A 15,113-nucleotide genomic window follows, 5' to 3' on the forward strand; every position below is an offset into this window, starting at 1 on the left:
AGGAGGGTTCATGAACAATCTTTTTAAAAAGAAAGGGACCATTTGTCGACTTGCGATAACGGCTTGTATCATCTATTTCAGTATACATTCGTCGTTTTTTGCTTCCGCCACTACTCTTGGGGATAATTATCCCTATACTGCCATCAACGCCGTAGACCCTTGGAGACTTTATACCAGACAGTGCACATCTTTCTCTGCCTTTCGACTCAGTACGGTCAACGGATTTACACTACCACCTGCCTATGGTGACGCCAATGTCTGGGGTCATCGCGCTAGACAAGAGGGATATAAGGTGGATATGATACCTGCTGTAGGAGCTATCGCTTGGTGGGAATCGCCCATGCATGTTGCTTGGGTGTCGGCAGTATATGGAGACATTGTAGAAATAGAAGAGTATAACTACGGTTATCAGTACAAGTACAATCGCAGAACCATTAATAGAAACTCCGTCAGTGGCTACATCCACTTCAAGGATTTGTCTTCTTCTGCCTTGCCAAAACTTCCATCCACTGGAGTCTATACATTTTCCAGTCGTCTTCCTATAAAATCTCAAGCTACCCAGACTAGTACGACCGTTGGGTACTATGAGAACGGTGAGAAAGTATATTATGATAAGGTTGTAGAAGCTGAAGGGCAATTTTGGATTAGTTATATCAGCTATTCAGGGGTTCGGCGCTATATCCCAGTTTATTCCTTGAGCCAATCTCACCAAACAAGTTCCTTGCCCCAACTCCCATCATCGGGTACCTATAGAGTAAAAATACGCTCCAGCGTTCGAAATGCCCCGAAATTGTCCAGTCCTGAAATCACCTACTACGATGCCGGCGCCACGGTGCACTACGACAAGCTTATAACTGCTGATGGTCGGCTGTGGATTAGCTATATTAGTTATTCAGGCATACGACGCTACATAGCTATTTCCTAACTCAAAAGCGCAATCTTTCGACTGCGCTTTTTTGAATTATATATCTGTTGAATTAACGGCTGTGCTTGGTTTTTCTTTTGGTTTACGCAAATGGAAGAAAATTGTTATCCCAAAATAGATAGCAAACAGCACTACTTGAAAAATATATCCAAGCATAGCTTGAGATTCTACCCCTTGACGCATGACTGCATCGGTATAAACCTGTGCCACCCCTTTCGAACCAATAAATGCATAGGTTGAAAATACCAGAGTTCCAAAAAGATAGCCCAAGTAAGTATAAGAAGCTTGTTCATTTCGTTTCAGAAACAGTAACACAATCGTTGCAATAACTGCGAGCAGAAGAACAACTACTAACGCCTTATTGATGATATTGGTTTGGAAAAGAAATGACTCTTTCATGTAATCAAAAATTGTCTCATCTAGTCCTGTCACGTTCAAATTTTGAAACATTTGTCGTGTCGATTCTTCATCATATTTTGCAAAAAAAGCTGAGTATCCTCTTAACAAACTTTGGATAACTGATAGAGTAACAAGAATATATAAATGAATTGGTTTTTTCATATGAACCTCCTTGTATTATTTTACTCTTATATCTTTGTTTTGTCAATCATATATTTCATTTGGCTACAAATATAAATTTGTCGTACTAAATTCAAAGGAGGAAAACTCATGAAGAAATTACCCACCTATATCGGAGTGATTATTTTTGTAGTTACTCTACTGATTAACTGGTTATTGCCAAGTCTTGCTAAAGTGCTGAATACATTTTTCATTTGGACTATCGTAGCCTGCCTACTCTACACCATCTACTACTGGATTCGCTACTGGCTCTATGCCCGACAACAGAGTTAACAAAGACTCCTCTAAGTTAGCTGCTTAGAGGAGTTCATTTTATTCTGATTTTTCATTAACTATGCGCACATTGACACGACGATAAGTCTCGGTCAAATCAAGCAGCTCTGCTTCTATTGCTGGGGTGAGTTGCTCTTCTGCCATTCTCCATGTCCAGTTGCCACCAAGTGTATTTGGCAAGTTCATGCGTGCAGAACCGTCTAAGCCAAGTAGGTCTTGCATGGTTACAACAGCCATGAAGGCTGGGGACCCAAAGAGAAGGCGGAAGAGGGCGTGATGGACCGTTTCATCATCGCGTCGATTGCTATACTTATCTAAGAATGCACGTGAAGCAGGAGTCGTTTCATTTTCGTACCAGCCAAGAATCGTATCATTGTCATGGGTTCCCGTATATGCCACCACATTATTCGGATGGTTATGGGGCATTTCAATGCTGTCTCCCTCAGGGTCAAAGGCAAACTGCAAAACTTTCATACCAGGGAAACCTGTCGTATCACGCAATTGGATAACCTTGTCCGTCACAGAACCGAGATCCTCAGCAATAATATTTAGATCACCAAGTTCACGTTTGATCGTATCAAATAATTCAAAACCTGGCGCTTCAACACGGTAACCGTTTACAGCAGTTTCTTCACCTGCTGGAATTTCCCAGAAAGAGGCAAAGCCGATAAAGTGGTCGATTCGAACCATATCGTAAATCTTGAAAGATTCTCGTAAACGTGCAACCCACCATGTGAAGCCGTCTTGTTTCATCGCTTCCCAGTCATAAATTGGATTGCCCCAAAGCTGACCAATTTCTGAAAATGCATCCGGTGGACAACCTGCAACCACACTCGGCTTGCCTTCTTCATCCGTTTTAAAGAAATGAGGGTTGGCCCACATATCAGCAGAATCTGCAGCAATGTAGATTGGCATATCCCCAACAAACTCAATACCTTTGGCATTGGCGTAAGCCTTTAAAGCCTTCCATTGTGAAAAGAATAAATATTGTGTAATGCGGTGATAATCAATTCGATCTGCCAACAAGTGACGATAGTGTTCCAAAGTGTCATGATGACGCAAACGAGCCCCTTGGTCTTCCCAATCAGTCCAGGGTTTGAGATCGAAATGCTCTTTAATGGCCATATATTCAGCAAATGTATGGATCCAAAAATCATTTTCCGTCAAGAAAATTCCGTACTCAGCTGGCAAACCTTGCGCTTTGATATTCGCAACTACTTTTTCTAATAATGGTCGACGAGCTTGAAAAATTGCTGCGTAATCTACTTCTACAGGATTCTGACCAAAATCAATACCTTGTAAATCTTCTGATTGTAGCCAACCTTTTTCGACTAATATATCGAAATCAATAAAATGCGTATTACCAGCAAATGCCGAAAATGACTGATATGGAGAATCTCCATAACTAGTCGTTCCCAACGGTAAAATTTGCCAATAGCGTTGCTTTGTGCGAACTAAAAAATCAACAAAATCATAAGCTGCTTGGCCCATTGAACCAATTCCATATTTTCCTGGTAATGATGAGACGTGCATGAGCACTCCACTTTGGCGTTGTTTCATTTATATCCCCTATTCTCGCACTATAATTGATAGTGCAAACGTTTTCTCGTTATATTATATACCCAAGGTCTAAACAAATCAAGCAATATTCATTATAATTCTTTAAAAGTTGGAGAAATATTTCACTTTCTTTCATTAAAATAATTAAAAAAATAATTGCTCGAAATTGCACTAAAAATTTTTTTGAAAAAATTTTTTAAAAACGCTTGCAAACGTGTGCGCGATGGTGTATAATAAAGGCACATTAGGAAAACGTTTGCACCTTGCAAGCGTATCATCACTATTTTTATTCTTGGAGGAAGAATATGAAACACACACTTCTTAAGAGCGTTGCTCTTCTAGCTGCATCAACTGCTGTTTTGGCTGCTTGCTCAAACTCAGATTCATCAACATCTTCATCTAGCGCTGCTAGCGAAAGCAAAGAGTTGACAATTTACATTGACCAAGGTTATGAAACTTACATCAATGATGTCAAAGCTGCTTTTGAAAAAGAAAACGATGTAACTGTTACAGTTAAAACTGGTGATGCATTGACTGGTTTGGATAACTTGTCATTGGATAACCAATCAGGTTCAGCTCCAGACGTTATGATGGCACCATACGACCGCGTAGGTAGCCTTGGTTCTGAAGGTCAATTGTCAGAATTGACACTTGCTGACAGCAGCAAAACTGATGATACAACAACTGCTCTTGTAACAAACGACGGTAAAGTTTATGGTTCACCTGCAGTTATCGAAACACTTGTTCTTTACTACAACAAAGATTTAGTTTCAGCGGCACCTAAAACATTTGCTGAATTAGAAGAATTGGCTAAAGATAGCAAATATGCTTTTGAAGGTGAAACTGGTAAAACAACTGCCTTCCTTGCTGACTGGACAAACTTCTACTACACTTACGGTCTTTTAGCAGGTTACGGTGGTTACGTATTCGGTGATAACGGTACTAACCCAGAAGACATCGGTCTTGCAAACGATGGTGCTGTTAAAGCGATTGAATACGCTAAAACTTGGTATGAAAAATGGCCTCAAGGTCTTCAGGATAGCACAGCTGCTAACAACTTGATCAACACTCAATTCACTGAAGGTAAAGCTGTTGCAGTCATCGAAGGTCCTTGGAAAGCAGCTTCATATAAAGAAGCTGGTGTGAACTACGGTGTAGCTACTATCCCAACTCTTCCAAATGGCGAAAACTACGCAGCATTTGGTGGTGGTAAAGCTTGGGTTGTTCCTACAGGTTCTAAAAACCCAGAATTGGCTCAAAAATTTGTTGACTACTTGACTTCTACAGATCAACAAAAAGCACTTTACGATGCTACAAACGAAATTCCTGCTAACACTGAAGCTCGTGAATACGCAGTAAGCAAAAACGATGAGTTGACAACTGCTGTTATCAACCAATTCGCTTCAGCTCAACCAATGCCAAACATCTCTGAAATGGGTTCAGTTTGGACACCAGCTGGTAACATGCTCTTCGAAGCAGCAAGTGGTGCTAAAGACGCTAAAACTGCTGCAACAGATGCTGTAAAAGCTATTGCAGATGAGATTGCTCAAAAACACAGCAACTAGTCAAGTTTAAAGTTGGACTGGGAATTCTTCCCAGTCTACTTTATTACTTAAATTTACTCAAGGGTGTTAGTAATAAAAATTAGGATAATATACTAACTCCTATTCTCAAAGGAGACTATGACTATGAAACAAAATCCAGGCAAGGCCCTCCTTTTGTCCCTGATTCCAGGTCTTGGGCAAATCTATAATAAACAAAAAGCAAAAGGATATATTTTTCTAGGGGTGTCGGTTGCTTTTCTAATCTACTTTATTACAATTGCTGCTGGTGAACTCGGAAATCTCGTCACTTTAGGTAGTCAACGTGGCCAAGATAACTCTCTTTTCATGTTGATTCGTGGTTCTTTCCATTTGATTATCACAGTTGTTTATTTGGCGTTTTATGCACTGAACCTAAAAGATGCTCACAGTACTGCTAAGCGATGGAATGCTGGTCATCCAGTTACTACTTCTTTGCAAGATATGATTAAAGGAGTCTATGAAAATGGCTTCCCTTACTTGTTGATTATTCCATCTTATATTGCGATGACGTTTGCTATCATCTTCCCTGTTGTAGTAACACTATTTATCGCTTTTACAAACTATGACTTTAAGCATTTACCTCCTGGTGCATTGCTAGACTGGGTTGGGTTTAGTAACTTTACAAATATTTGGAAATTGAGTACTTTCCGTACAGCATTTGGTTCTGTACTTGGCTGGACCATTATCTGGGCTCTTTGTGCTTCAACTGCCCAAATTGTTATCGGTATCTTGACAGCTATCATTGCAAACCAACCATTTATCAAAGGAAAACGTATTTTTGGTGTTATCTTCTTGCTTCCATGGGCGGTTCCAGCCTTCGTAACTATCTTGACATTCAGTAACATGTTTAACGATAGTGTAGGTGCCATTAATACACAAGTATTACCTTTCTTGAGTAAATTCTTACCATTTATTGATAATTTCTTAATCCCTTGGAAAACTGATCCATTTTGGACTAAAGTCGCCTTGATTATGATGCAGGCATGGCTCGGTTTCCCATATATCTACGTATTGACACTTGGTATTCTACAATCAATTCCAAATGACTTGTACGAAGCTGCTTATATTGATGGTGCTAATGCTATTCAAAAATTCAACAACATTACTTTCCCAATGATCTTGGCTGTGGCAGCACCAACTCTGATCAGTCAATATACATTCAACTTCAACAACTTCTCTATCATCTACCTCTTCAATAATGGTGGTCCTGGTAGTGTCGGTGGTGGCGCAGGGGCAACAGATATCCTGATTTCTTGGATTTACAAACTGACAACTGGTACATCACCTCAATACTCAATGGCCGCTGCCGTTACCTTGATTATTTCATTGATTGTTATCAGTATTTCAATGATTGCATTCAAGAAATTAAATGCATTTGAAATGGAGGACGTTTAAGATGAAACTATCTGTAAAATTTAGACGCAGGGTTAATCATATTTTAACTTATCTCTATTTGATTGCACTGTCTATCATTATTATCTATCCTCTTTTGATCACAATCATGTCTGCCTTCAAATCTGGTAACGTGGTTGCCTTCAAATTGGATGGTTCTACTAATTTTACGTTTGATAACTTCCTAGGTTTGTTTAATGAAACGCTGTATGGAACTTGGTACTTGAATACACTGATTATTGCTACCGTTACAATGATTGTTCAAACAAGTATCGTTGTCCTTGCAGGTTATGCATATAGTCGTTACAACTTTATGGCTCGTAAACAAAGTTTGGTGTTCTTCTTGATTATTCAAATGGTACCAACAATGGCTGCCTTGACCGCCTTCTTCGTTATGGCCCTCATGCTAAATGCATTAAACAAGAGCTGGTTCCTTATCTTCCTTTATATTGGCGGTGGTATTCCAATGAATGCTTGGCTCATGAAAGGATACTTTGATACAGTTCCAATTTCATTAGACGAATCTGCTAAGCTAGATGGTGCTGGTCACTTCAGACGTTTCTGGCAAATCGTTTTGCCTTTGGTTCGTCCAATGATTGCGGTACAAGCACTTTGGGCTTTCATGGGACCTTTCGGGGACTATATTTTATCAAAATTCTTGCTTCGTGAAAAAGAATTCTATACCGTTGCCGTTGGTCTACAAACCTTCATCAGCGATCCTAAGAATCTTAAGATATCATACTTTGCGGCAGGTGCGATTCTCATTGCCCTACCTATCAGTATTCTATTCTTCTTCCTACAAAAGAACTTTGTATCTGGTCTTACAAGTGGTGGCGACAAGGGTTAATCTTGTCCCACCCTTTTCCCTTTTTATGGGTGGGCTATGATATCTATGAAAGGACAAATTTATGCTACCATATCCATTTTCATATTTTTCCAGCATTGCCACACCTAGAAAAATGTTTGCCAATCGGAAACGAATGAACCTTTGGCAACGTCTATTTACAACAATCTTTTTAGTTGCTCTCCTTGTGATTCCTCCAACCTTACAAACCTTTTCATTGGAGACTTATCCACTTGATAATTTTGTTGAGGGAATTTACCAACCCTTATCTGATGACGTAGTAACCGACCTTCACGCCAATAGTCAATTAACTGGAGGAAAATTCGTTTACACTGGTACCAAACAATGGGAGCAAGTTACTTTCGGAGACACTGTTAGCACTAGTAAAGACTTCTCATTCCAATTCAAAGAGAGTAACCTGATTATTCGAAAGGGTCAAGATGTATTAGCAGAAATCACTTATGATGGAATGTCTACAGATGACTTTGCTAACAAAGAGCAGCTTCGTGCTGCGATCTCAAAAAACTGGTATCAAGCCAATAAAGCAGTTGTTGGGCTCGGTGTGACATTGGTATCTTCATTTATTCTGGCAGTCAACCTACTATTTATCCTATTAGGTGCTAGTTTCTTCCTTTACTTAACAAAAAAATCACGCCTTTTCCATTTTAGAACCTTCGCTGAATGTTACAATTTTTCTCTAAATTGTTTAGGTTTTCCGACGATTATTGCCTGCCTAATTGGTTTGTTTGGCCAGCCAATTACTACTATTTTGACTCTACAAAATATCCTTTTTGTGCTATGCTTATTATGGGTATTTTTCAAAACAAAATTCAGAGATGAGAACTAGGAGATTATTATGCGTGCAACAATCAAAGACGTCGCAAAATTAGCAGGGGTGTCTCCCTCTACTGTGACGCGTGTTATTCAAAATAGCTCTGCTATTAGCCAAAAAACTAAAGACCTCGTCCGCAAAGCGATGACTGAGCTCAACTATCATCCAAACTTAAATGCACGTAGTTTAGTAAGTAGCTACACCCAGGTAATTGGTCTAATTTTACCTGATGATTCAGATGTTTTCTATCAAAACCCCTTTTTCCCAACTGCATTGCGAGGGATTTCTCAAGTAGCTGCTGATCACAACTACGCCATCCAGATTTCTACTGGAAAGAATGAGGCGCAACGTTTAGAAGCGATTTCGCAGATGGTCTACGGTCAACGTGTTGATGGATTAATTTTCTTGTATTCTAAACCTGATGATCCTTTAGTGCAACTTGCCATCCAGCATAATTTTCCCTTCTTAATTTTGGGTAAAGCTGACTCTCCTTTTATTTCTCTCGTCGATAATGATAATATTCAGGCTGGTTTTGAGGCAACAAACTACTTTATCAATAAAGGTTACAAGAATATCGCGTTTGTGGCTGGTAACAAGGAGCTGGTCGTATCACAGGACCGATACTCAGGTTACAAAAATGCATTGAAATCACACAATATTCCACTGGATGAAAACAAAGTAAGATTCGTGTCTGGTTTCTTGCTTGAAGATAGTTCTTATAAAATCTCAAAAAAATTGCTCAAACAAGACTTGGATGCAATCGTCACAACCGATACTTCCGTGGCTGAAGGGGTTGTTAAATACCTCAACGAGGCAAATATTAAGTTGCCAATCATTTCCTTTGACTCTGTCAAACCAAAACTAGATATTGATGCCTACGTAGATGTCCATGCGATTAAGTTGGGACGTGTTGCTTTCAATACGCTACATCAAATCATCAATGACAACAAACAAGGTAAGCAAGTTTGCTACCGTCGTGTCATTCCACATACAATTACTGAACTTTAACTTAGAAAGGAGCCTTTTGGCTCATGGCTTTACGACAATTCCAAGCATTTCTTGATGATGAAGCTACTATTCGCTTGGTCATGGAGAAACGATTTGACTCTGAACATATGAGTTTCTCACTTGAATCAAATGATGCTACATCTCAACTCTTTATACACTCTTGTTTAGAAGTAGACAATCAAATCATCTACTATTTAACTAGCTTGCACGCTTTAACGTTGGATAAAGACTACACCGTCTATGATCAAGACCGCAATAACATTGAACTAGGTTACGGTCATATTGTCCGCTCTGCTATTTTTGAACAAACTTACACCTATAACGGGAACGATTTGGGTGCAAACTATCGTTCAGATGCGACTACATTCAAGCTGTGGGCTCCTATTTCTAAACAGGTATTTCTCGTTCTCGAGGATAATCCGTATGCGATGACTAGGGGATCAAAAGGTGTTTGGGAAGTCACAGTAGAGGGAGATTTGGAAACTAAAAGTTACCACTATCTCCACAAGGTAAATGGAGAATGGATCTCCGTTCATGATCCGTATGCCTTATCTTCTCAGGCAAATTCTGGCAATAGCTACGTGATTAATCCTGATAAACTTCATCGTATTCGACGCGCAAATACTCAGCTTCCAATTTCTCAAGCAGTTATCTACGAAATGAGCGTCCGTGACTTCTCATGGCAAAAAGAGGCTGGTTTTAACCATCGCAGTCAATACCTCGGCCTAACAGAATCTCCTATCATGGATGGAATGAAGCTGGGAATGGACTATGTCAAAGATTTAGGTGTTACCCATATCCAATTATTGCCTGTCTATGATTTTGGTAGTGTGGATGAAAACAAACCACAAGCTGTTTACAACTGGGGCTACGACCCTATGCAATACAATTTGCCTGAAGGTTCCTATTCTAGCCAACCGAACGATCCTTATGCTCGCATTTTAGAATTACAGGAAGCGATCCAAGCCTATCATGATACAGACATTTCCGTTATCATGGATGTTGTATACAACCACGTCTATCACGCGGAAAAGTATGCCTTCGAACTCATCGTTCCTGGTTATTTCTATCGTTATGATGAGCATGGTATGCGTACAGACGGAACATTCTGTGGCAATGATGTTGCCAGCGAACGAAGCATGGTCCGAAACTACATCAAACAGTCACTTCGTCAGTGGCTAGAAATCTATGGCTTTGATGGTTTCCGTTTCGATTTAATGGGTATTTTAGATAGTGAAACAATCAACCAGATTCAAACTGAATTAGTTGCTCTGCATCCGAATGTCTATCTCTATGGTGAAGGTTGGAAGATGGCTACTGGTCTAGAATATGACAAACTTGCTCACCAATACAATGCGGCACAATTACCAACTATCAGTTTCTTCAATGACGACTATCGTGATACTTTCAAGAAGCTCTTACTTAATCCGAACCGTTTGATTGACAAACAATTACATGAAAAGGTTCAGCATCTTTTGACAGGTAGCCGTCTCACTCATTTCTTAACACCGCAACAATCTCTCAACTATATTGAATGCCACGATAATGCTACTGCATTTGACTATTTCCATATTGAAAATCCAAACTGGACACCTCAGCAACAAAAACGTGCTGCTAGCTTTGGACTTCAACTGATTTTGATTTCTCAGGGTATGGCCTTTATTCATAGCGGACAAGAATTTTTCCGTACAAAAGATGAGATTGACAATACATACAATGTCTCTGATACAATTAACCGTTTAGATTGGACAAGAGCTGTTCATTACAAGGAACATATCGAGTTCATTCAGGAATTAATTGCTTTCCGTAAAAACAATCCAATTCTTAGCCAAGACAACTACGAAAGTATTCAACAAACATGTGATTTCTACTGGTTAACTGAGTTTGTCCTCCGATACCAGGTCATTAGCGAAGAAAAAACTATTCAGTTTATCATTAATTTTGCAGATAGTGACTTTACTTTTGAACGTGATCAAAACAAGACGGTTCTCTACAACTATCCTCCAGTTGAAGAACATGATCAACAAAAAATCACCATCGCAGGTCAAAGTATTTGTATTTTGGAAGATAAATAGGGCTTTAGACTGATGAAAGAACTCCTCACCTAGGGTATACTATAGTCAATCCTAAATATTTTTCATAATCTCCTTAAAACTCACTGGTCGCGCTAGTGAGTTTTTTTTTTGACAAAAAAACAGTCCCGTAATCTGTGATTGTTTTCATTTCATCAATTCAATGATTTTTCGACCGATTCGCTCTATATCATTTTGCATTCCACGGAGTTCAAAGGTATCTATGACAGGAAAATTAAATCGCTCAGAATACTGCTTGGCAGTCAGACAATATTGGTTGTTAAAATTGCGGTTGCCTGAGCCGACGACACCCAAACAGAGCTCTGCATTGGTCCCCAAGGCGATAAAATCTCCAAGAGGATTGGTCAGAATTTCCACATCTCCATTGTCTACTCCATTTCCACCTTCTAAGTAGGTTGGTAAAAAGGCGACAAAGGGTGCATCTAGCGGGTAGAAGGGAATATCTTGTTTGACCAAATCTTTGACATGGACCAATTCAATCTCCCAGTCTGTCTGAAATTGGAAAAAAGACTTTAGGCGTTTCACAAAACTTTCTGTATTGCCACTTAAGCTAATGTAAACTAAATAAATTTTTTTCTTCATACATTTCCTCTTTACACTAAAAAACACTACATATGGGATATAAATAATATTTTACTCCTATATGTAGTGTTTGTCAATTAGTCGCTTTCCACGAAGCGACCGATGATATTTACATTGTCTGCTACTGAAACGAAGGCAGATTTATCAGCTTTTTTCATGATATGTTTAAATTCATTAAATTCTGCACGTGTAATAATCGCAATTAGCACTGTCTTTTGCTCATGATTATACGCCCCTTCAGCACCATTGATAATGGTTACCCCTCGATGAAGCTTCTTGTGTATCATCTTAATCACGCGATCAGGATAACTGGTAATAATCATGGCCTGCATCCGTTTTTGTTTCACAAAAATCGCATCTGTCATTCGACTGGAGATAAACAATGCAACCATTGAATACAAGGCATATTGCCAACCAAAGGTCATTCCTGCTATCAACATAATCATAATGTTGACAATCAAGGAAATGGAACCAACTTGTCGTCCCGTCTTCTTGCGAATAATAATGGAAACAATATCAGTACCACCACTGGATACATTGTTCCTAAGCGCAAATCCAATCCCAGTTCCCAGCATGAGACCACCAAAAATAGCATTTACTAAAGGATCTGTCGTCAGAGTAACTGGTGGCATAAATTGGATAAAGAAAGAACTAAACGATACCGTAATAAAGGTAAAGATAGTAAATTTATAACCAATTTTATACCAAGCCAAGATAAGCAAGGGAATGTTAAGAGCGTAATAGACTACAGAAATAGGAATATTCCATCCTGCATAAGAGGCTGATAACGCAGAAACAATTTGTGCTAGACCGGTGACTCCAGACGAATAGACATTCCCGGGTCTAAAGAAAAAATTCACCGCGATACTAGATAGGAGTCCATAAATAATGGACCCCGATATCCGTTCTGCGTATTTTTCCCGAGAAATCCCCGAAATGACCGACCAAAATTTATTTTTTCTGGCCTTTCTTAAGAAGAGTACACGCTGTTTTCTGAAAAATTTATTCATTTTCAAGTTTAATATCTAAAGCCAATTCCTCTAATTGTGCTGAGGCAACCGTACTTGGTGCCTGGGTCATTGGATCAGAGGCCTTGTTGTTCTTCGGAAAGGCGATAACTTCACGAATGTTATCCTCACCAGCCAATAACATGACAAAGCGGTCCAAACCAATAGCCAAGCCCCCGTGTGGTGGGAAGCCGTAGTCCATAGCTTCAAGCAAGAAACCAAACTGCTCATGCGCATCTTCAGCAGAGAAACCAAGAGCCTTGAACATCCGTTCTTGCATGTCTTTTTGGTTGATACGAAGGCTACCGCCACCCAATTCATAACCATTCAAAACAATATCGTAGGCAACTGCACGCACCTGCGCCAAATCACCATCCAAGTGGTGAGCCGTATCTGCTGTTGGTAGAGTGAATGGGTGGTGGGCACTCATGTAGCGTCCTTCCTCTTCAGACCACTCAAACATTGGCCAGTCTACAATCCAGAGGAAGTTGAACTTGCTTTCGTCAATCAAGCCTTGTTCTTTTGCTAAGCGGTTACGCAAAGCCCCCAGGGTATTATTAGCTACTTCCAATTCATCAGCTACAAAGAGAACCAAGTCTTTGTCTTCAAGTTGTAAACTTGCTGTCAACTTATCTGTAATACCTGTCAAGAACTTAGCAACTGGGCCCGCTAATTCTCCCTTGTCTACTTTAACCCAAGCAAGTCCCTTGGCACCAAATTGTTTGGCGTATTCTGTTAATTTATCAATATCTTTACGAGAGTAGCTATCCGCCGCACCTTTCACCACTATGGCTTTGACAACTGGTGCTTCTGAGAAGACCTTGAAGTCAACTTCCTTGACAGCAGCTGTCAAGTCTTGCAAAAGCATTTCAAAACGAGTATCTGGTTTATCTGAACCGTAGAAGTTCATAGCATGGTCATAGGCCATACGAGGGAATGGCAAGGTCAACTCGATCCCTTTGGTATCTTTCAAGACCTTAGCAATCAATCCTTCTACGATGTCTTGGATTTCAACTTCATTCAAGAATGAGGTTTCCAAGTCCACCTGTGTAAACTCAGGTTGACGATCCCCACGCAAGTCCTCATCACGGAAACACTTAACGATTTGGTAGTAACGGTCGAAACCGGCATTCATCAAAAGCTGCTTTGTAATCTGTGGACTTTGTGGCAAAGCATAGAAATGACCTTTGGACACACGAGATGGCACCAAGTAGTCACGCGCACCTTCTGGTGTTGACTTAGTCAACATTGGCGTCTCCACATCAATAAATTCCAAGTCATCCAAGTAGTTGCGAATACTGTGGGTTACAGCTGCACGTAATTTGAAGTTGTTGAGCATTTCTGGACGGCGAAGATCCAAATAACGGTAACGAAGACGGGTATCATCACTAGCTTCAATGCCATCCTTGATTTCAAACGGAGTTGTCTTAGCCGTGTTCAACACTGTCAAGCTGGTTACTTGCAGTTCAACAGCTCCTGTCGGGATATTGTCATTAGCTTGCTCACGCTCCACAACCGTTCCTGTTACTTCGATAACAAACTCGGAACGAAGACTCTCCGCTTTTGCCATCACTTCAGCTTCAACTGACTCAGGGTTAATCACCAATTGCATAATGCCTTCACGGTCACGCAAGTCAATGAAAATCAGGCCACCTAAGTCACGACGGCGACCAACCCAACCTTTCAAAGTAATTTCCTGTCCGACATGTTCCTTACGAACACGTCCAGCGTACATAGAACGTTTCATTTTCTTCCTCTTTTACTGATTTTATACCTATTCATTCTACCATAAAATGGCTGATTTTTGGGGGAAATTGCCGAGAAAAATCCAAGAACCTGCATTCACCGTCCAGCACACCTATCTTAGGCTTTTTATTCAGCTACTCAGCCTTAGTTTTTCAAGATCTAGTCAGTATTCCTTCAAAAACTATCTCTTATATAACTTTACTCGTGGGTACAGGCTAAAAAAACCAGCCTTAAACGACTGGTTTAGTATAAAACATATCTAAATGAGGAATTTCGTCCTCTAGATAGACTTCTGAAACTGGCTCAAAACCTAGCGAACTATAGAACTTTTCTAAATGGGCTTGGGCACCGATTTTAATCTGACTTTCTTTCCATTCGTTTGTAATAAATTGAATTGCCTGCTCCATCATTGGTCGACCTAAACCTTTGCCACGATGACTTGACTTGATGACCACACGACCGATGGAAACTTCATCATAATTTAGACCAGCTGGCAAGATTCTCAAGTAAGCCACTAACTCTCCTTCATCAGTTCCCAAAAGATGAAGACAGTTTGGATCCTTACCGTCAACTTCAGGATAGGGACAGGCTTGTTCAACAACAAAGACATTGGTTCTCAGTATCAAGATAGCGTAAAGCTCCTGTAAACTTAATTGGTCAAATGCTTTTATTTCCCACTGCATAGTTGC

The 15,113-nt window shown here is 40.0% G+C and carries 14 protein-coding genes; 8 read left to right on the forward strand and 6 right to left on the reverse strand.

Translation table 11 applies throughout. From position 1 onward, the window contains the following. The first annotated feature begins 10 nt into the window (after positions 1–10). The gene (locus L6410_RS10685) at positions 11–925 is read left to right on the forward strand and encodes an SH3 domain-containing protein (protein WP_172025354.1); all 915 of its coding nucleotides are present in this window, start codon (positions 11–13) and stop codon (positions 923–925) included. Between the two features lie 36 nt (positions 926–961). Here the strand turns inward: L6410_RS10685 and L6410_RS10690 are convergent, their stop codons facing one another. Next, entirely contained in the window at positions 962–1,486 is a 525-nt protein-coding gene (locus L6410_RS10690; RefSeq protein ID WP_024391299.1) for an ABC transporter permease, read from the reverse strand. Between the two features lie 108 nt (positions 1,487–1,594). On the opposite strand from L6410_RS10690, the gene L6410_RS10695 reads away from it, so the two are divergent. Next, positions 1,595–1,777, forward strand: a complete 183-nt coding sequence (locus tag L6410_RS10695; RefSeq protein ID WP_237395501.1) for a hypothetical protein — start codon at positions 1,595–1,597, stop codon at positions 1,775–1,777. 39 nt (positions 1,778–1,816) lie between these two features. Here L6410_RS10695 and malQ read toward each other — a convergent pair whose 3' ends face one another. Then, complete coding sequence (malQ, locus tag L6410_RS10700; RefSeq protein WP_237395503.1) at positions 1,817–3,337, reverse strand: 4-alpha-glucanotransferase; 1,521 nt, start codon at positions 3,335–3,337, stop codon at positions 1,817–1,819. A gap of 305 nt (positions 3,338–3,642) precedes the next feature. Here malQ and L6410_RS10705 point away from each other — a divergent pair, with 305 nt between their 5' ends. The 6 genes from L6410_RS10705 (at position 3,643) to pulA (ending at position 11,071) form a co-directional block, all read left to right on the forward strand. Further along, complete coding sequence (locus tag L6410_RS10705; RefSeq protein ID WP_024391303.1) at positions 3,643–4,902, forward strand: extracellular solute-binding protein; 1,260 nt, start codon at positions 3,643–3,645, stop codon at positions 4,900–4,902. A 117-nt stretch (positions 4,903–5,019) separates the two neighbouring features. Continuing rightward, on the forward strand, positions 5,020–6,315 hold the full coding sequence (locus tag L6410_RS10710) for a sugar ABC transporter permease (RefSeq protein ID WP_024391304.1): 1,296 nt from the start codon (positions 5,020–5,022) through the stop codon (positions 6,313–6,315). Between the two features lies 1 nt (position 6,316). Continuing rightward, positions 6,317–7,159, forward strand: a complete 843-nt coding sequence (locus L6410_RS10715) for a sugar ABC transporter permease (protein WP_105126507.1) — start codon at positions 6,317–6,319, stop codon at positions 7,157–7,159. Positions 7,160–7,220: 61 nt separating this feature from the next. Further along, positions 7,221–8,003, forward strand: coding sequence for a DUF1189 family protein (locus L6410_RS10720; protein WP_024396322.1), 783 nt, complete (start codon positions 7,221–7,223; stop codon positions 8,001–8,003). Between the two features lie 9 nt (positions 8,004–8,012). Then, entirely contained in the window at positions 8,013–8,996 is a 984-nt protein-coding gene (locus L6410_RS10725; RefSeq protein ID WP_024391307.1) for a LacI family DNA-binding transcriptional regulator, read from the forward strand. A 23-nt stretch (positions 8,997–9,019) separates the two neighbouring features. Continuing rightward, complete coding sequence (pulA, locus tag L6410_RS10730; RefSeq protein WP_237395505.1) at positions 9,020–11,071, forward strand: type I pullulanase; 2,052 nt, start codon at positions 9,020–9,022, stop codon at positions 11,069–11,071. 144 nt (positions 11,072–11,215) lie between these two features. On the opposite strand, the gene nrdI is transcribed toward pulA, so the two are convergent. From nrdI to L6410_RS10750, 4 genes are all read right to left on the reverse strand, one after another. Beyond that, positions 11,216–11,671 (reverse strand): class Ib ribonucleoside-diphosphate reductase assembly flavoprotein NrdI, encoded by a 456-nt coding sequence (gene nrdI, locus L6410_RS10735; protein ID WP_024396321.1) that lies wholly within the window; start codon positions 11,669–11,671, stop codon positions 11,216–11,218. A 77-nt stretch (positions 11,672–11,748) separates the two neighbouring features. Further along, positions 11,749–12,687 carry a YitT family protein gene (locus L6410_RS10740; RefSeq protein ID WP_415860170.1) on the reverse strand — a complete coding sequence of 313 codons (939 nt, stop codon included), beginning with the start codon at positions 12,685–12,687 and terminating at the stop codon, positions 11,749–11,751. Then, positions 12,674–14,425, reverse strand: a complete 1,752-nt coding sequence (gene aspS / locus L6410_RS10745) for an aspartate--tRNA ligase (protein WP_237395507.1) — start codon at positions 14,423–14,425, stop codon at positions 12,674–12,676. Before aspS ends, L6410_RS10740 begins: the two co-directional genes overlap by 14 nt. A gap of 229 nt (positions 14,426–14,654) precedes the next feature. Continuing rightward, complete coding sequence (locus L6410_RS10750; protein WP_237395508.1) at positions 14,655–15,107, reverse strand: GNAT family N-acetyltransferase; 453 nt, start codon at positions 15,105–15,107, stop codon at positions 14,655–14,657. Positions 15,108–15,113 lie beyond the last annotated feature (6 nt).

Source organism: Streptococcus parasuis, assembly GCF_021654455.1.
GTDB classification, from domain to species: domain Bacteria; phylum Bacillota; class Bacilli; order Lactobacillales; family Streptococcaceae; genus Streptococcus; species Streptococcus parasuis.